Annotated in this window: 18 protein-coding genes; 11 read left to right on the top strand and 7 right to left on the bottom strand. The window is 55.7% G+C overall.

The features are described from left to right. Window positions 1–3: 3 nt before the first annotated feature. The 4 genes from hslV to H7U06_RS03540 all read left to right on the top strand — a co-directional run bounded on the left by hslV (window position 4) and on the right by H7U06_RS03540 (window position 2,673). Window positions 4–540, top strand: a complete 537-nt coding sequence (gene hslV, locus H7U06_RS03555; RefSeq protein ID WP_175624801.1) for an ATP-dependent protease subunit HslV — start codon at window positions 4–6, stop codon at window positions 538–540. A 59-nt stretch (window positions 541–599) separates the two neighbouring features. After that, entirely contained in the window at window positions 600–1,949 is a 1,350-nt protein-coding gene (gene hslU / locus H7U06_RS03550) for an ATP-dependent protease ATPase subunit HslU (protein ID WP_175624800.1), read from the top strand. A gap of 44 nt (window positions 1,950–1,993) precedes the next feature. Beyond that, window positions 1,994–2,194, top strand: coding sequence for a hypothetical protein (locus tag H7U06_RS03545; protein ID WP_175624799.1), 201 nt, complete (start codon window positions 1,994–1,996; stop codon window positions 2,192–2,194). 149 nt (window positions 2,195–2,343) lie between these two features. After that, on the top strand, window positions 2,344–2,673 hold the full coding sequence (locus H7U06_RS03540; protein ID WP_124574372.1) for a cupin domain-containing protein: 330 nt from the start codon (window positions 2,344–2,346) through the stop codon (window positions 2,671–2,673). A 62-nt stretch (window positions 2,674–2,735) separates the two neighbouring features. Here H7U06_RS03540 and H7U06_RS03535 read toward each other — a convergent pair whose 3' ends face one another. The 5 genes from H7U06_RS03535 to H7U06_RS03515 form a co-directional block, all read right to left on the bottom strand. Further along, a complete protein-coding gene (locus H7U06_RS03535; RefSeq protein WP_175624798.1) occupies window positions 2,736–3,731 on the bottom strand; it encodes an NAD(P)H-dependent glycerol-3-phosphate dehydrogenase in 996 nt (331 codons plus the stop codon). A gap of 7 nt (window positions 3,732–3,738) precedes the next feature. Then, the gene (locus H7U06_RS03530; protein ID WP_175624797.1) at window positions 3,739–4,188 is read right to left on the bottom strand and encodes an SH3 domain-containing protein; all 450 of its coding nucleotides are present in this window, start codon (window positions 4,186–4,188) and stop codon (window positions 3,739–3,741) included. A gap of 70 nt (window positions 4,189–4,258) precedes the next feature. Further along, window positions 4,259–4,753, bottom strand: a complete 495-nt coding sequence (secB, locus tag H7U06_RS03525; RefSeq protein WP_124574369.1) for a protein-export chaperone SecB — start codon at window positions 4,751–4,753, stop codon at window positions 4,259–4,261. 75 nt (window positions 4,754–4,828) lie between these two features. Beyond that, window positions 4,829–5,092: a glutaredoxin 3 gene (grxC, locus tag H7U06_RS03520; protein ID WP_175625206.1), complete on the bottom strand. Its 264-nt coding sequence runs from the start codon at window positions 5,090–5,092 to the stop codon at window positions 4,829–4,831. A gap of 12 nt (window positions 5,093–5,104) precedes the next feature. Next, entirely contained in the window at window positions 5,105–5,506 is a 402-nt protein-coding gene (locus H7U06_RS03515) for a rhodanese-like domain-containing protein (RefSeq protein WP_175624796.1), read from the bottom strand. A gap of 106 nt (window positions 5,507–5,612) precedes the next feature. Here H7U06_RS03515 and gpmA point away from each other — a divergent pair, with 106 nt between their 5' ends. The 4 genes from gpmA to H7U06_RS03495 all read left to right on the top strand — a co-directional run bounded on the left by gpmA (window position 5,613) and on the right by H7U06_RS03495 (window position 10,135). After that, entirely contained in the window at window positions 5,613–6,359 is a 747-nt protein-coding gene (gene gpmA / locus H7U06_RS03510) for a 2,3-diphosphoglycerate-dependent phosphoglycerate mutase (protein WP_175624795.1), read from the top strand. A gap of 83 nt (window positions 6,360–6,442) precedes the next feature. Then, window positions 6,443–7,807, top strand: coding sequence for a peptidoglycan DD-metalloendopeptidase family protein (locus tag H7U06_RS03505; RefSeq protein WP_175625205.1), 1,365 nt, complete (start codon window positions 6,443–6,445; stop codon window positions 7,805–7,807). Window positions 7,808–7,809: 2 nt separating this feature from the next. Then, a complete protein-coding gene (locus H7U06_RS03500; RefSeq protein ID WP_175624794.1) occupies window positions 7,810–9,291 on the top strand; it encodes a S41 family peptidase in 1,482 nt (493 codons plus the stop codon). Window positions 9,292–9,382: 91 nt separating this feature from the next. Beyond that, window positions 9,383–10,135, top strand: coding sequence for a molybdopterin-synthase adenylyltransferase MoeB (locus tag H7U06_RS03495; RefSeq protein ID WP_175624793.1), 753 nt, complete (start codon window positions 9,383–9,385; stop codon window positions 10,133–10,135). A 12-nt stretch (window positions 10,136–10,147) separates the two neighbouring features. Here the strand turns inward: H7U06_RS03495 and H7U06_RS03490 are convergent, their stop codons facing one another. Continuing rightward, window positions 10,148–10,954 carry a type IV pili methyl-accepting chemotaxis transducer N-terminal domain-containing protein gene (locus H7U06_RS03490; protein ID WP_175624792.1) on the bottom strand — a complete coding sequence of 269 codons (807 nt, stop codon included), beginning with the start codon at window positions 10,952–10,954 and terminating at the stop codon, window positions 10,148–10,150. Between the two features lie 286 nt (window positions 10,955–11,240). Here H7U06_RS03490 and H7U06_RS03485 point away from each other — a divergent pair, with 286 nt between their 5' ends. From H7U06_RS03485 to H7U06_RS03475, 3 genes are all read left to right on the top strand, one after another. After that, window positions 11,241–11,876, top strand: coding sequence for a Spy/CpxP family protein refolding chaperone (locus H7U06_RS03485; protein WP_175624791.1), 636 nt, complete (start codon window positions 11,241–11,243; stop codon window positions 11,874–11,876). 117 nt (window positions 11,877–11,993) lie between these two features. Beyond that, window positions 11,994–12,695, top strand: coding sequence for a response regulator transcription factor (locus H7U06_RS03480; RefSeq protein WP_175625204.1), 702 nt, complete (start codon window positions 11,994–11,996; stop codon window positions 12,693–12,695). Continuing rightward, on the top strand, window positions 12,688–13,971 hold the full coding sequence (locus tag H7U06_RS03475) for a HAMP domain-containing sensor histidine kinase (RefSeq protein WP_175624790.1): 1,284 nt from the start codon (window positions 12,688–12,690) through the stop codon (window positions 13,969–13,971). Before H7U06_RS03480 ends, H7U06_RS03475 begins: the two co-directional genes overlap by 8 nt. A 16-nt stretch (window positions 13,972–13,987) precedes the next feature. Here H7U06_RS03475 and pabB read toward each other — a convergent pair whose 3' ends face one another. Then, complete coding sequence (gene pabB / locus H7U06_RS03470) at window positions 13,988–15,829, bottom strand: aminodeoxychorismate synthase component I (RefSeq protein ID WP_175624789.1); 1,842 nt, start codon at window positions 15,827–15,829, stop codon at window positions 13,988–13,990. Between the last annotated feature and the right edge of the window lie 5 nt (window positions 15,830–15,834).

Below are 15,834 nucleotides of genomic sequence, written 5' to 3'. Positions count from 1 at the left end.
AGCATGGAACAATTTCACGGCACCACCATCCTGTCAGTACGTCGCGGCAACATTGTTGCACTCGGCGGCGATGGCCAGGTCACATTAGGCAATATCGTCATGAAAGGCACTGCGCGTAAAGTGCGCAAGGTCTACAACGGCAAAGTACTGGTCGGCTTCGCAGGCGGTACCGCCGATGCCTTCACCCTGCTGGAACGTTTTGAAAGCAAGCTGGAAAAGCATCAGGGCCATCTGATGCGCGCCTCGGTCGAACTGGCCAAGGACTGGCGTACCGACCGCATGCTGCGCCGCCTGGAAGCGATGCTGCTGGTTGCAGATAAAGAAACTACCCTCATTATTACCGGCAATGGCGACGTACTCGAACCGAACGACGGCATAGGCGCGATCGGCTCCGGCGGTACTTACGCACAATCGGCGGCCAAGGCACTGCAGGAAAACACCGATTTGTCTCCCGCAGACATCGTCAAAAAATCACTGACCATCGCGGGTGAACTCTGCATCTACACCAACCTGTCGCACATCATAGAAACGCTGGATTAATATCCGCAGCGCAGACCGAATACGTTAATACGCACCCTGTAAATTTTGCGAAAAACATCATGAATATGACACCGAAGGAAATCGTTTCAGAGCTCGATAAACATGTCGTCGGACAAGGCCGCGCCAAACGCGCCGTCGCGATCGCACTGCGCAACCGCTGGCGTCGTCAGCAGGTTGCCGAGCCTTTGCGTCACGAAATCACGCCTAAGAACATCCTGATGATAGGCCCGACCGGCGTCGGTAAAACTGAAATCGCGCGTCGCCTGGCCAAACTGGCAGATGCGCCTTTCATCAAAATCGAAGCGACCAAATTCACCGAAGTCGGTTATGTCGGCCGTGACGTCGACACCATCATCCGTGACCTGATCGACATCGGCATCAAGCAAACCCGCGAAGCAGAAACCCGCAAGGTACGCGCACGTGCCGAAGATGCCGCAGAAGACCGCATCATCGACATCCTGGTGCCACCGGCGCGCGACTTCGGCTTCCACCCATCGTCGTCAGGCAGCACGCCGGACAGCAATGCCAGCGGCAATGCGACTCGCCAGACTTTCCGCAAGCGTTTGCGTGAAGGCACGCTGGACGATACCGAGATCGAAATTGAATTGGCCGAAGCTGGCCCGAGCATGGAAATCATGGCGCCACCGGGCATGGAAGAAATGACCGAACAAATCAAATCCATGTTTTCAGGTGTAGGCGGCACACGCAAAAAGGCGCGCAAGGTCAAGATCAAGGAAGCGATGAAGCTGCTGATCGAAGAAGAAGCGGGCAAGCTGGTCAACGAAGATGAGCTCAAGCAGAAAGCCATCACCAACGTTGAGCAAAACGGCATCGTCTTCCTCGATGAAATCGACAAGATCGCCACCCGTTCGGAAAACGGCGGCGCTGATGTTTCGCGCGCCGGTGTGCAACGTGACTTGCTGCCACTGGTCGAAGGGACGACCGTCAACACCAAGTACGGCATGATCAAGACTGACCACATCCTGTTCATCGCGTCCGGCGCCTTCCATCTGGCCAAACCGTCAGACCTGATCCCGGAACTGCAGGGACGTTTCCCTATCCGCGTCGAACTGGAATCGCTGTCGATCGCAGACTTTGAGCGCATCCTGACCAGCACTGATGCCTGCCTGACCAAGCAATACGAAGCATTGCTCGGCACTGAAGGCGTGAAGATAGAGTTCGCGCCGGACGGTATCAAGCGCATGGCGGAAATCGCCTACTCGGTCAACGAAAAAACGGAAAACATAGGCGCACGTCGCCTGTACACAGTGATGGAAAAATTACTGGAAGAAATTTCATTTTCCGCGACCGACAGCCCGGAACAAACGCTGGCGATTACTGCAGCTTATGTAGATGAAAGACTGGGCGCATTGTCAGTGAATGAAGATTTGTCACGTTACGTCTTGTAAGATGAGGGCCCGCATGGATTACCCGCGCGGGCCTTATTTACATCATGGCCAATAAAGCACTCGCGAAACGACAAAAGCTCACGATACGCATAGAGCCCTCGCAAAAAGCGCTGAAACCGCGCAATCACGTCGCACTCGCCGCCAAGCAGCGTGTCGGCGGCCCGCATCAGAAATCCATTTCCGGACAACGGCAAGAATTGAAACGTTTGCTGCAAACCAAGTTGTCAGAACCGGAAGAAAAATAAGCCGCCCAGCATCCGCGGGCAACAGCAAATACCCGACTGAATCTATCGACAATAGGTTTGCCGATTGCTCCTGCCCGTTTTGTTTGTTATAACAAATGCGGGACGCTCGTTACTCGTAACACACGTGACAACAGCTAGAGGAGAACATTATGGCTCTACCGCATGCAACATCCGGCCAGTTGATCGATATACGCCCACTCGGCACCCGCATCTCCAGCTCCGTCTCGAACGCCTTGTTCAAAACCCCGCAACTCGAATTGATGCGCCTGGTACTGCCATGCGGCAAAGGCATGCCCGAGCACTCGGTTCCGGGCGCGGTCACTATTCAGTGCCTGGAAGGCGCAATCGAGCTACACGCACATCAATCCACGCAAACCCTGCGCGCCGGTGAACTGGTGTATCTGGCAGGTGGCGAGAAACATTCGCTGCATGCGCTGGAAGACTCGTCGGTTTTATTGACGCTGCTCTTGCAGCATTGAGGGGAAAAGCGGGCAGCGCCGGACGGCACTACCGCAGAACAAGCCAGGGGTTGGCTGATGCTTCAGGCGATTTCATCGCGTGGATCGCGGGACAGCAAACGCTTGACCGTGTCACGCGGCGAGTCGCCGTCAAATAGTACTCCCGCTACCGCATCCGCTATCGGCATATCGACGCCGTGCTCCCGTGCCAGCTCACGCACTGCTTGCGCACAACGCACACCTTCGGCCACGTGACCCAGTTCAGTCACAATCTGCGCCAGCTTCTTGCCTGCGGCAAGGCCAAGTCCGACTTTACGATTACGCGATAAATCACCGGTACAGGTCAGAATCAGATCACCCATACCCGCCAGGCCATTAAATGTTTCAGCACGTCCACCCAGCGCCACGCCGAGACGCGTGATCTCAGCCAGGCCGCGTGTAATCAAAGCGGCACGTGCATTCAGACCAAGGCCGAGGCCATCAATGATGCCGGTGGCAATCGCCAGGATATTCTTTACTGCGCCACCGACTTCGACACCTGTCAAATCATCGGTCGCGTATATGCGTATGGCCGGGCTGTGCACGACTTGCACCACACGCTCACGCAAGGTGGCGCTATCCGATGCAATCGCCAGTGCGCACGGTAAACCACGCGCAACTTCCTGCGCAAACGAAGGTCCGGACAAGGCGCCAGCAGGAACCGCATCACCGAGAATTTCATGCACGATTTGATGCGGCAATAAATGTGTTTTTTCTTCGAAGCCTTTGCACAGCCAGACCAGATTCGGGATGGCATAGGCCCGCAATTGCATCGTCAACGGCCGCAAGCCAGCCAGCGAAGTTGCCACGATCAGCAAGCCATCGTTGCCCACATGCGCTATCGCGGCATCCAGATCGGAACCGAGCAGGAGGCTGTCAGGGAAACGGAAACCAGGCAGATAGGCCACGTTCTCGCGCGCCTCTTGCGCCGCCTGCATTACGCCTGCATCGCGGCCCCACAACATGACGCTATGACGTTCGGCCAGCGACATCGCCAAAGCCGTACCCCATGCACCTGCGCCTAGTATAGAAATATTCATGCGGCGCTTACTCGCCCCACACTTCACTGGATTTGGCAAAACCGGTCTGCCCATCACGATGCTTGAGCTTGACCCAGCCCGCAGCAGGTGGCGCGACCAGCTCCAGCAACACGCCTTTGTCGGCTGTTGCCACCACAGCGGATGCATCTTCTGCTGCTGCATGCAGCTTGAGATTGGCGGCCGTCACGACCACATTGCGCTTGGCGCTCAGAGCCTTCGCTTCTACCCAGGCCAGATCGCCTGCAACGTCACGTACCTTGCTCCAGCCAGTCTGCGTCAGCACAACTTCGACCGGCATGCCACGCGGCGCGACAAACACTTTGCGACCTTTTTCGGTCGGCGCGTTGTACAGCACAGCAGGATTGTTACCTACGGATTTGTACTCAACCGCATACGCGGCACTCGTACCCAGCATGGTCACCAGCAAAACAGGAATAAACGGGGCGGACCATTTCATAAATCACCTTAGGGAGAGTCTGGCGCGCTGCAGGTGCGTTCGGCAACGCACCTGCAGGCAAATTGAAAACTTAGTGTCTTGCTGCCGAACCGTCTGCCATCACGATGCCAGGGCTGCTTTCAGCTTGCTGCTTGGCCAGGGCTTCCAGACGTTGCTGGTAAAACGCTTCAAAATTGATTTCGCTCAGATGTACTGGCGGGAAACCGGCACGGGTAATCACATCAGCGATATTTGCACGCAGGTATGGATAAATCACGTTCGGGCAACCGATGCCGAGCAGTGGATCCAGTTGTTCGTCAGGGATGTTGCGGATTTCGAAAATACCGGCTTGTTTGCCTTCAACCAGGAACGCAGTCTTGTCTGCAATTTTCGCAGTAACGGTAATCGTGACGGTCGACTCGAAGATGCCTTCGGCCAGCGGTTGTGCGCCTACATCTACGGCGACTTCAATATTTGGCTGCTCCTGTTCCAGGAAGATGGCTGGGGAATTCGGTTGTTCGAGCGACAGATCTTTCAGGTAAACACGTTGGATCTGGAATAAAGGTTGCAGATTTTCGTCAGCCATGAAGCACTTTCAATAGGATTAGATAAAGAGGGGATCACCCCTCCTGCTTACTTGCAAATAAAAGAATTTATACGCTTACGCGCTTTGCAGCAAGGCGTCCAGCTTGCCCTGGCGCTCAAGCGCGTTCAAATCGTCAAAACCGCCGACATGGGTCTCGCCCACATAAATTTGTGGCACGGTACGGCGGCCGGTCTTTTCCATCATGGCAGCACGTTGCGCCGGATCAAGGTCGACACGGATTTTTTCGATATTCGAGATGCCTTTGGCGGTCAGCAGGCGTTCTGCCATCGTGCAATAAGGGCAAACTCCGGTGCTATACATCACTACATGCGCAGTCATCATTACTCCTTCTTACTTTGTGACCGGCAGGCCTTGCGATTGCCAAGCATCCTGCCCACCGAGTAAACTAACGGCTTCGGCGTAGCCTTCTTTTTTCAAAAGTGCGGTTGCTTTGTTCGATTGCAAGCCCTTGTTGCAGACGACGATCACCGGGCGGCCTTTGAATTTTTCCAATTCCGCCACGCGACCTTTCAATTCTTTCAATGGGATGTTTTTCGCATCGCGGATGTGGCCAGCTGCGAAATCAGCTGCGGAACGCACGTCCAGGACCAGTGTTTTGCCCTGGTTAATGATTTGGGTTGCTTGCAATGCGGTAACTTTTGCACCTACGCGTTGCAGGGTATGCGCGACCAAAGCGCCGCCGGACAAAATGATAATACCGATGAGGAAAATGTTATCAAGGAAGAATTTCACGGTGATCCAATTAGTTGAAAGAGTGTTCGCATTATAAAATAGAAGACCGAATACAATTCGGATTCGGCATTTTGCATCAAAAAACCATTAATTATCTAATTGAACCATGTACAAAATCGTATTGATGCGCCACGGCGAGTCCACATGGAACCTCGATAACCGCTTCACCGGCTGGGCCGATGTCGACTTGACGGAAAAAGGTCGCAACGAAGCCAAACATGCTGGTGTATTGCTGCGTGAAGCAGGCTTTACGTTTGATCTGGCCTATTCCTCCGTCCTCAAACGCGCCATCCGCACCCTCTGGATTGCGCTCGACGAGATGGATTTGATGTGGATACCGGTAGTCTGCGACTGGCACCTGAACGAACGCCATTACGGCGCGCTGCAAGGCATGAACAAGGCCGAAACAGCTGAGAAATACGGTGCCGACCAGGTTTTACAATGGCGTCGCAGCTATGACATCCCGCCGAAACACCTGGCGGAAGACGATCCTCGTACCATGTTTGATGATCCACGCTACGCCCATCTGCAGCGCGAACAAATTCCGCTGGGCGAATGCCTGAAAGACACCTTGCTGCGCGTGGAACCATACTGGAACGACACCATCGTGCCTTCGATACGTGCCGGCAAACAAATCATCATTTCTGCTCATGGCAACAGCCTGCGCGCGCTGATCAAGATACTCGACGATATCAGCGACCAGGACATCGTCTCACTCAGCATTCCAAACGGCCGTCCTATCGTCTATGAACTGGACGAAAACCTGAAACCGATACGACATTACTACCTGGGCGACCAGGAATCACTGCAGGCAGCTGTCCAGGCCGCCGCCAGCCATGGACCAAGCAAGTAATCGCAGTGCTCATTTCATTGCTAACACGCACTAACAGCAAATCTGCCATGCCCGTCAGCCAGCACCAGCCAGGCCGCACGGGCATGCGCATTTTTGCCGCCCTCTCCGCCCTGGCACTGTGCTTCAGCCTGGCCGATTACGCCCACGCGCAAAAAGCGACCGACCGCAGCAAACAAAAGAAGATTGCCGAAACCGAACGCGCCGACCTGCGCCAAAAGCTCAACACGCTGAAACGCAGCATAGACAAGACCGAAACCGCCAAAAGCTATGCCGCCGATGCGCTGGCGCAGTCGGAAGAAGCCATTTCCGATGCCAAACGCAATCTGAACGACCTGGCGCAGGAGCAAAGACAAACCGAAGCCAAGCTCGGTGAGTTATCGAAGCAACAAGCAGCGCTACAGAAAATTGTCGACGCCCAGCAAACCCAGCTGGCCAAGCTGCTGCGCGAACAATACGTTGCTGGCAATGAAGACCGCATCAAATTGCTGCTTTCAGGTGACAACCCGAACCGCATCAACCGCGAGTTGCAATACATGGGTTACGTCTCGCGTGCACAGGCAACCCTGATCGAATCACTGCGCGCCAACCTGGCTGCGATCGAAGAAAACCAGGCTGAAGTACAAAATGCCAAGCAGGAACTGGATGAAATCGCCACCGAAGCGCGCGAACAGCATGCCATCCTGCAAAAGGAAAAAGCCCAGCGTTCTGCCCTGCTGGCGCAACTTTCCAGCAAATTAACGGCGCAGCGCAAGGAAGTCGGTGCCATCGAACGTGACGAGCGTCGTCTCTCCAGCCTGGTCGACAAGCTGGCGGTATTGATCCAGGAACAGCGCAAAGCGGAAGCCGCAGCTGCCGAAAAGCGCCGCCAGGAACGCATCGCCCGCGCCCAGGCCGAACGTGAAAAACGCCAGGCGCAGGCCAAAGCCCGCAATACTCCCGACCGTACCGCCAACGGCAAAATCAGCAATCCGGACGCGATAGAAGACGACGAACCGCCTAGCAAAACCCTGGCGCGCAATGAACTCACACCTGACGCTGGCGTCCAAGACGGAGCGTTTGCCGCTCTGCGCGGACGTTTGCGCCTGCCGGTACGCGGTGACCTGGTCGCCAAATTCGGCAGCAAACGGGGCGACGGCCCAAGCTGGAAAGGCTTGTTCATACGCGCCGAGGAAGGCAGCGAAGTCAAGGCAGTGGCAGCTGGTCGCGTCGTTTTTGCGGAATGGCTGCGCGGATTTGGCAATTTGATCATTGTTGACCACGGCGGGCAGTACATGACGATTTACGGCAATAATCAATCCGTGCTAAAACACGCTGGCGACACCGTCAAATCCGGCGACGTCATTGCCAGCACAGGTAATAGCGGCGGCAATGAGCAATCAGGTTTATACTTTGAAATGCGGCACCAAGGCCGTGCGTTTGACCCGCTCAGTTGGGTAACTATTAGGTGAACATGGGAACGAAACTCAAGAATATCGGACTGGTCGGTTTAGGCATGGTTGCCGGCGTGATCGCGATGGGGACACAATTGGACGCGATGGCGCAAAAAAATGCCGCCGGTACGCCCTTGCCTCTGGAAGAATTACGCCAATTGTCCGAAGTATTCGGACTCATCAAATCGGACTACGTCGAGCCAGTCGACGACAAGAAACTCCTGACCGAAGCGATTTCCGGCATGGTGTCATCGCTGGATCCGCACTCTGCCTACCTCGACAAGAAAGCATTCAAGGAATTGCGTGAAGGCACGCAAGGCAAGTTTGTCGGCCTCGGCATCGAAGTCGGGATGGAAGACGGCTACGTCAAAGTCATTTCCCCTATCGAAGACTCACCTGCTTATCGCGCTGGCATCAAGGCAGGCGATCTGATCACCCGCCTGGACTCAACCCCGGTCAAAGGCATGACGCTGGACGAAGCAGTCAAGCGCATGCGTGGTGAACCAAATACCAAGATCACGCTGACCATCGCGCGCAAGGATGAAGATAAACCTATCATCATCACCATCACGCGCCAGGAAATCCGCGTTCAAAGCGTCAAGGCAAAAATCGTTGAGCCAGGCTATGCATGGCTGCGCGTCTCGCAATTCCAGGAGCCGACGGTAGACGATATGGCGAAGAAAATCGCGACCCTGTACGCACAAGACCCTAACCTCAAAGGCCTGGTACTCGACCTGCGCAATGATCCGGGTGGCGTATTGCCAGGTGCGATCGGTGTGTCTGCCGCATTCCTGCCCAAAGACGTGGTCGTGACTTCGACCAATGGTCAATTGCCGGATTCCAAAGCGAGCTTCTATGCGCGCCGCGAATTCTATGCAAGCCGTTCGGTTGGTGACCCGCTGGCCAAATTGCCGGAAGCATTGAAAAAAATCCCTATGGTTGTCCTGGTCAACTCCGGTTCGGCATCCGCGTCTGAAATCGTGGCCGGTGCTTTGCAGGATTACAAGCGCGCCACCATCATGGGCACCCAGACCTTCGGTAAAGGTTCGGTACAAACCATACGTCAATTGTCTGCCGATACCGCAGTCAAGCTGACAACCGCGCGTTACTACACACCGAACGGCCGCTCGATCCAGGCCAAAGGCATCGTGCCGGATCTGATGGTCGATGAAACCGCAGATGGCGATGGCCTGAACGGCCTGCGCCTGCGCGAAGCAGACTTGCAAAAGCATCTGTCCAATGACAAAGACAAAGGCCCTGAAGTACACGCCGCTGTCGATGAACTGGAAGAAGAGCAACGCCTGGCTGCGCTCGAGAAAAAACGCAAACCACTGGAATTCGGTAGCAAGGATGACTTCCAGTTGACGCAAGCCCTGAACCACTTGAAAGGTTTGCCGGTAGTGCTGTCCAAAGCGAAACCTGAGCCGAAGAAAGAAGAACCCGGCATCAACAAGCCCAAGACAGACCCTAAAGCAGAACCGAAAAACGGCGACAAAAAATAGTCGTGACCGCTAACAAAAAAGGCCGCAGCGATGCGGCTTTTTTTGATTGTCCCGACTGCTTTTCTGCCGCACCACGCTATACGGATTACTTATGAACGACCAGCAACTCCTGCGCTATTCACGTCACATCCTGCTCGATGAAATCGATATCGAAGGACAGGAAAAACTGTTGGCAGCCCATGTCCTCATCATAGGCGCTGGCGGCCTCGGTTCGCCCGCTGCTTATTACCTGGCTTCGGCTGGCGTAGGCACCATCACGCTGGTCGATGACGACACGGTAGACCTGACCAACCTGCAGCGACAAATCCTGCACACCACACAACGTGTGGGGCAGGCCAAGGTTGCATCCGGCAAGCAGACACTGGAAGAAATCAATCCGACCATAGAAGTAGTGGCGCTGCAAGAACGCGTTTCCGGTGAGCGTCTGGACGAGCTGGTACGTAGTGCGACCGTGGTACTCGACTGCTGCGATAACTTTGCCACGCGTCATGCCGTCAATCGTGCCTGCGTCGCCAATAAAGTACCGCTGGTATCCGGTGCCGCCATCAAGTTCGACGGGCAAATCAGCGTATTCGATCAGCGTGACGCACAAGCTCCCTGCTACTCCTGCGTCTTCCCGCAAGACCAGGAATTCGAAGATGTGAATTGCGGCACCATGGGTGTCTTTGCACCATTGGTCGGTATCGTCGGCAGCATGCAGGCAGCAGAAGCATTGAAGCTCATCGTTGGCATCGGTGAATCACTGGCCGGACGTTTGCTATTGCTGGATGCGCGTTCCATGGAATGGAGCAGCATCAAGGTCAAACGTAATGCCAAATGCGTGGTATGCGGCCAGGCACACTAATATCTGCTTCATCTAACCCAGCTGTTCATACATACCGGTAATCCGGTCCATGGTTTCCAGTATGCGTTCGCTACTGGTCGCGACATTGGTGGCGAAACGCAGCTTGGTGTCATCGTTGATCGCGTTGCTCTTCAGAGCCTGATCAAAGAAAAACCACTGCTGCTGCGCCAGCAGGATGTCCTGTTTGATAGGCGTCGTATTTTTGGATGAGGCCGATAACTCTGCCATCGCCGCCAGGAATTCATCACGCGCCTTAATCAGGCCCGGCAACGCGTCGGACGACGCAACACCCCAATTAATCGCCTGATAAAATTTCGCCATGCGCTGCGACAACATGCGTTGACGTCCGGCGATATTCACCAGATGACCGACTGCAGTATCGGAAATTTTTTCCAGTTGCAGCGTCGATGCATGTGCCAGCGTCAGCACTTCTTCGCTGAGTCGCATCACAGCCTTCGCATCCTGCAGGTTCGGTGTCTGACCCAGCAAAGCATTCTTGTACGCGCTCCAGGTCTTTTTCAGGCTCGCCAGAGTCGCTTTGTTTTCTGCATTCGGCGCATACGATTCGAGCTCGCCCAATTGCTTTTCAAACAGTGTCAGTGACGCATTGAATAATTTTTGCGACCGTGGCATATCGATCGCCTGGCCGATCTGCAAATAACACTTCGCCAGTCGTTGCGACAACATGCGTTGACGTCCGGACTTGTTGATCGCGTCGTTGATATGCGCAATCCGCGTATCGACTGCCTGCGCCCGGGACACGAGCAGCAATACGGGAGTAGCCAGCAAGCTGGTCTGGAGAAAATGGCGCCGGTTCATTGTTATTCCTTATTATTGTCAGGCTGCTGTCTGTGAGCACAGACACCATTTCCGTGGTGCAAAAGCTATGCCAAGCGCAGCCGTTCTCCTCGCTGTCTATTGCAGCCCAAAGCGGTGCGAAATAAGGCTATCGGGGCAAATAATGCTGCCCAAAATGCACCAAGTCGGCCGCCACCACCCTTTACATAACTTTACGGCTCGCAAGCGAATCCGCAACAGTGGACTCCTAAAGTATCAACATGCCTGCACCACACAGCAGGCACCATAGCCAAACAAGGAGCTTAGTATGAATAGCCAAACCCGCAATACCGTAGCCACCGTCCCTGCTGCCGGTCGCGCACGCCGCCTGATGATGGTAGGTGCAACTGCTGCGATCTTCAGCGCTCTCTCCATCGTCGGCGTCAGCCACGCACAGGAAGGCCAGGCACCACAAGCTACCCAGCAACAGAAACAAGGTGGCCCACACGGCAAAATGAATCCTGAACGTGCCGAAAAGCGCTTCGACCACATGCTCAAACGCGTCGTACCGGATGCCACACCAGAGCAAAAAACCAAGCTCGGCGCAATCGCCAAGTCGGCTTTCAACGACCTGCGTCCCATCATGGAACAAAACCGTGCAGCGCATGAGCAAGGCCTGAAATTGCTGGCACAGCCAACCATCGATCGCAAGGCGCTGGAACAAGTACGTCAGACCGAGCAAAAACTGGCTGATCAACGTTCGCGTCGCATGACCCAGGCATTTGCTGATGCAGCCGATGTGCTAACCCCGGCACAACGTGTGAAAGCAGTTGAACAACTGAGCAAACACCGTGGTGGTTTCGGTCATCGTTTTGGTCACCGTTTTGGTCATGAAGGCCATGACCGCGACCACGGCCGCAAAGGACCACCACCAGCACCGGCAGCAGCACCAGCCGCCCAGTAAGTTAAATCCGGTAGCATGAACGCGCCAGCCTCCATTAATTTGGACGCTGGCGCTAGTCACAACGACTCACTGCCGGACACTACGCGTTACACTAGCCCCATGACACAACGCCTACTGATGATAGAAGACGACCAGCGCTTAGCCAGCATGGTCGCCACTTACCTGAACCAGAACGGGTTCGAGGTCACGCATGCCGGTACTGCCAGCGAGGGCCTGCTGCAATTGCAGCAAGCTGCCGCCACGCAAGCCTACTCCATCGTGCTGCTCGACCTGATGCTGCCGGATGCCGACGGTCTTGACGTCTGTCGACAAATTCGCGGCCAGGCACAACCATTGGCATCCATGCCCATCGTCATGCTGACCGCGAAAGGCGATCCTATGGATCGCGTGGTCGGACTGGAACTCGGAGCCGACGACTACATACCAAAACCGTTTGAACCGCGTGAGTTACTGGCGCGGCTACGGGCGGTATTACGCCGTCAACAAGGTGTAGCGACCAACAATGAACGCGTGCTGCGCTTCGGCCGTCTTGAGATCGACCTGGATGCCCGTGTGATCCGACTCGATGACCAGGAAAAGCCAGTCACTTCGTATCAATTCAATTTACTGGCAGCGATGGCAGATCGCGCCGGACGTGTGCTCTCGCGCGAACAATTAATGGACGTCGTCAAAGGTGAGCCGCTGGAAGCCTTTGATCGCTCTATCGACGTCCATATCGGTCGTTTGCGCGCAGCGATAGAAGATGACCCCAAACAGCCTAAACGCATCATCACCGTGCGTGGTGCAGGCTATGTATTTGCAAAGGCGCAGGATGTCTGACGCAGCAACACCAGGACGTTTCAGCTGGTCACACCGGCTCTACATCCGCATCTATCTCGCCATGCTGATCAGCCTGACGATCGCGGGCATATTGTTCGCGTCGGCCTGGCGCATCAATACCGAATCACGTCAGATCGGGCCCAGCCTGGAATCGTTTGCGGCGATTGCTGCCGACGTCTTACCGCCAGCTGATGCGAGCAATGAAGAACAGCAGGAAGCATTGAACCGCTGGCGTCAGCGCATGCGCGCCGACCTCACGCTGTATTCGGCCAAGCGCGAAAAAATAGCTTCGATAGGCCGTGAATTGCCACCTCTGGATGAAACCCAGACCACGAGCGGCTGGCTCGGTGGCGGGCCACCGGTCTTCGCCGTCAAATTACCGGATGATCGCTGGCTGGTGGGCCAGCATCCGGGCCGACGCAAACCACCATTCAGTTTCTTCACCACGCTGGTCATCATCGGCCTGGCGATGGGCATAGGTGCCTACCCTATCGTGCGCCGCCTGACGCGTCGCCTGGAGCGACTGCAAACCAGTGTCGAAGCCTTGGGGGCTGGACAGCTGTCGACCCGTATCGCAGTCGAAGGCAAGGATGAAGTCGGACGCCTGGCCACCAGTTTCAATCGCTCTGCTGCGCGTATCGAAGCGCTGGTCGATGCGCAAAAAGCGCTGCTGGCCAATGCCTCGCATGAGTTGCGCTCGCCACTGGCACGCATACGCATGGCCGTCGAATTGATGGCGGCCGATGCACAGCCGGAGATGCGCAATGAACTCAAGCGCAATATCGGCGAACTCGATCAACTGATCGATGAAATCCTGCTGGCCAGTCGCCTCGATGCAACCACCGATGCAGCACAGATCTTTGAGCCTATCGATTTAACCGCGCTGGTCGCTGAAGAATGCGCACGCATGGACGCGCAGCTGGAAACCGAATCGGTAGAGATTCCCGGTGACGCACGCTTGCTGCGCCGCCTGGTACGCAACCTGCTGGAAAATGCACGGCGCTATGGCAATGGCACACCTATCGATGTCAGCCTGCAGAAAACAGGCAACAAGGTTGTCCTGCAAGTGTGCGACGGTGGCCCGGGTGTGCCGGAAGCGGAGCGCGAAAATATCTTCGCACCTTTCTATCGCCTGCCGGGTGCCAGTGAGCGTGAAGGCGGCGTTGGCCTGGGTCTGAGCCTGGTGCAACAGATCGCGCGTGCGCATGGTGGTGAAGTCATCTGCAGCGGACGCGCAGGTGGTGGCAGCTGCTTCAAGGTGACGCTGCCAGCGTAATGCTTTGATTGCTTCGTTACGGCCAGACGATCACAGCCGGAACAACGCCACGCAATGCATTGCAAACAAAGATTTGCTCTGCATTGCGCACATCCTCAAGCGTCAGGATACGCTCTTGCGCATTCCATACCGCATCATCCAGTATCGCTGCACGCATCACGCCAGGCAGCAAGCCGCTACTGAGTGGCGGCGTATACCACTGCCCCTGCAATTTGACGAAGAGCGTGCTGCGCCCGCCTTCAGTCACCTGCCCTTGCGTATTGCAAAACAGTTGATCGAAAGCACCCTGCTGTTCTGCTGCACGCCATGCCGCGTCATAGGCAGTGCGTATCGTGGTTTTATGGCGCAGGAAGAGATCGCTGGCATCCACGGTTTGTTCTGCCAGTAGCAGCCTCACTGGCTCAGCCAGTGGCGTGAGGACCGCACTTTGTATCGTATGACTGCCGTCCTGTTTCAATGCAAAGCGCAATCTGCGCGCAGACGCATCATCAAATGCAGCGCATGCTGCATGCAAGGCTGCACGGATTTTTGCTTCGTCATAGGCAAAGCTGAAATAAGCTGCAGATGCCGCCAGGCGTCGCAAGTGTCTGTCCAGATGCCGCACACCATCGTCACGCGTCGCATACATGGTTTCGAATAATTCAAACTCAGCCTGCATACCGATCAGGAAGCGCGCTTTCAGGCGGCACTCTTCATATTCATCGGCAGCCACACTGTCATGCACGATGCCAGCGCCCACGCCCATCTCACCCTTGCGTATGCCATCCTGGTTCTGTGCCTGCAATTGCAGGGTACGTATAGGCACCGACAGGCAGAAATTCCCCAGGGCTTGCTTTGCTAGTGGCGGATCGAAGTAGCCGATCGCACCTGTGTACCAACCGCGCGGATTAGTTTCCAGCTCGCGGATGATTTGCATGGTGCGATGTTTGGGCGCACCGGTAATCGAGCCACAGGGATACAGCGCGTCGAAGATTTCGGGTAAGCCCGCATCTTCATGCAGCTGCGCATGCACGGTAGACGTCATTTGCAGCACGCTGCTATAGCGTTGCACATCAAATAATTTATCAACCTTGACCGAACCAGTCTGCGCGACCCGCCCCAGATCATTGCGCAAAAGATCCACTATCATCAGATTCTCGGCGCGGTTCTTGGTATCAGCCGCGAGCGCATCGGCGGCTAGCTGATCCTGCTGCACATCACCGCTGGCAGCGGCCGTACCCTTCATAGGTCGCACAGTCAGCACACCATCGTCGTGACGCACGAACAATTCCGGCGACAGCGACAAGGCGGCACGCCCATCCGGCAAGCCGATCAGCGCGCCATACGGCACTGGCTGACGCGCACGCAAACGACGATATAGGGCATGCACCGAGCCATAGGCATCGAAACGCAGGCGGTAGGTGTAGTTCACCTGATAGGTATCACCGGCTGCGATGTAATCATGTATGCGCGCGATCGCGGCACTGAAGGCAGCCTCATCGGTGTCGGCCACCACCTGCGCAATACCGGCAGCGGCTGGCGCCTGCGCCGCCAGCCACGCCCCTACCTGTGCCGATGCCAGGTGCGCGCAATGTTCGAATAAAAGGATTTCAGCCCAAGGCTGCTCGCCCGTATGGGGGACGATGTTGTGCAAGGCCGCGCCTAGCTCATAGCTGAAGAGACTGACGGCAAATTTCCCTTGCCTCAACGCCTGCTGCATCTCATCCAATAGCGCAGGAAGTTGCGACACCTGCTGGCACGACAACACACCGAGATAACCTGTGTACAGACGTGAACGTGCATCAGCCGCACTCGCATCTATATCGTCGAGCAAGGCAAAACAGGCGTCAGCGGTAACAGCAGGGGTAAAGAGAGACATAAAAC

Origin of the sequence: Herminiimonas sp. Marseille-P9896 (assembly GCF_903993245.1) — a bacterium.
GTDB classification, from domain to species: Bacteria; Pseudomonadota; Gammaproteobacteria; order Burkholderiales; family Burkholderiaceae_D; genus Oxalicibacterium; species Oxalicibacterium contaminans.
Note: the sequence above shows the minus strand (reverse complement) of the source record. Positions and strands in the feature narration are given on the sequence as shown.

Bases quoted from the DNA above. Each gene is read 5' to 3' on its own strand.
- hslV (WP_175624801.1), top strand. From the start codon at position 4: ATGGAACAATTTCACGGCACCACCATCCTGTCAGTACGTCGCGGCAAC.
- hslU (WP_175624800.1), top strand. From the start codon at position 600: ATGAATATGACACCGAAGGAAATCGTTTCAGAGCTCGATAAACATGTC.
- H7U06_RS03545 (WP_175624799.1), top strand. From the start codon at position 1,994: ATGGCCAATAAAGCACTCGCGAAACGACAAAAGCTCACGATACGCATA.
- H7U06_RS03540 (WP_124574372.1), top strand. From the start codon at position 2,344: ATGGCTCTACCGCATGCAACATCCGGCCAGTTGATCGATATACGCCCA.
- H7U06_RS03535 (WP_175624798.1), bottom strand. From the start codon at position 3,731: ATGAATATTTCTATACTAGGCGCAGGTGCATGGGGTACGGCTTTGGCG.
- H7U06_RS03530 (WP_175624797.1), bottom strand. From the start codon at position 4,188: ATGAAATGGTCCGCCCCGTTTATTCCTGTTTTGCTGGTGACCATGCTG.
- secB (WP_124574369.1), bottom strand. From the start codon at position 4,753: ATGGCTGACGAAAATCTGCAACCTTTATTCCAGATCCAACGTGTTTAC.
- grxC (WP_175625206.1), bottom strand. From the start codon at position 5,092: ATGACTGCGCATGTAGTGATGTATAGCACCGGAGTTTGCCCTTATTGC.
- gpmA (WP_175624795.1), top strand. From the start codon at position 5,613: ATGTACAAAATCGTATTGATGCGCCACGGCGAGTCCACATGGAACCTC.
- H7U06_RS03505 (WP_175625205.1), top strand. From the start codon at position 6,443: ATGCGCATTTTTGCCGCCCTCTCCGCCCTGGCACTGTGCTTCAGCCTG.
- H7U06_RS03500 (WP_175624794.1), top strand. From the start codon at position 7,810: ATGGGAACGAAACTCAAGAATATCGGACTGGTCGGTTTAGGCATGGTT.
- H7U06_RS03495 (WP_175624793.1), top strand. From the start codon at position 9,383: ATGAACGACCAGCAACTCCTGCGCTATTCACGTCACATCCTGCTCGAT.
- H7U06_RS03490 (WP_175624792.1), bottom strand. From the start codon at position 10,954: ATGAACCGGCGCCATTTTCTCCAGACCAGCTTGCTGGCTACTCCCGTA.
- H7U06_RS03485 (WP_175624791.1), top strand. From the start codon at position 11,241: ATGAATAGCCAAACCCGCAATACCGTAGCCACCGTCCCTGCTGCCGGT.
- H7U06_RS03480 (WP_175625204.1), top strand. From the start codon at position 11,994: ATGATAGAAGACGACCAGCGCTTAGCCAGCATGGTCGCCACTTACCTG.
- H7U06_RS03475 (WP_175624790.1), top strand. From the start codon at position 12,688: ATGTCTGACGCAGCAACACCAGGACGTTTCAGCTGGTCACACCGGCTC.
- pabB (WP_175624789.1), bottom strand. From the start codon at position 15,829: ATGTCTCTCTTTACCCCTGCTGTTACCGCTGACGCCTGTTTTGCCTTG.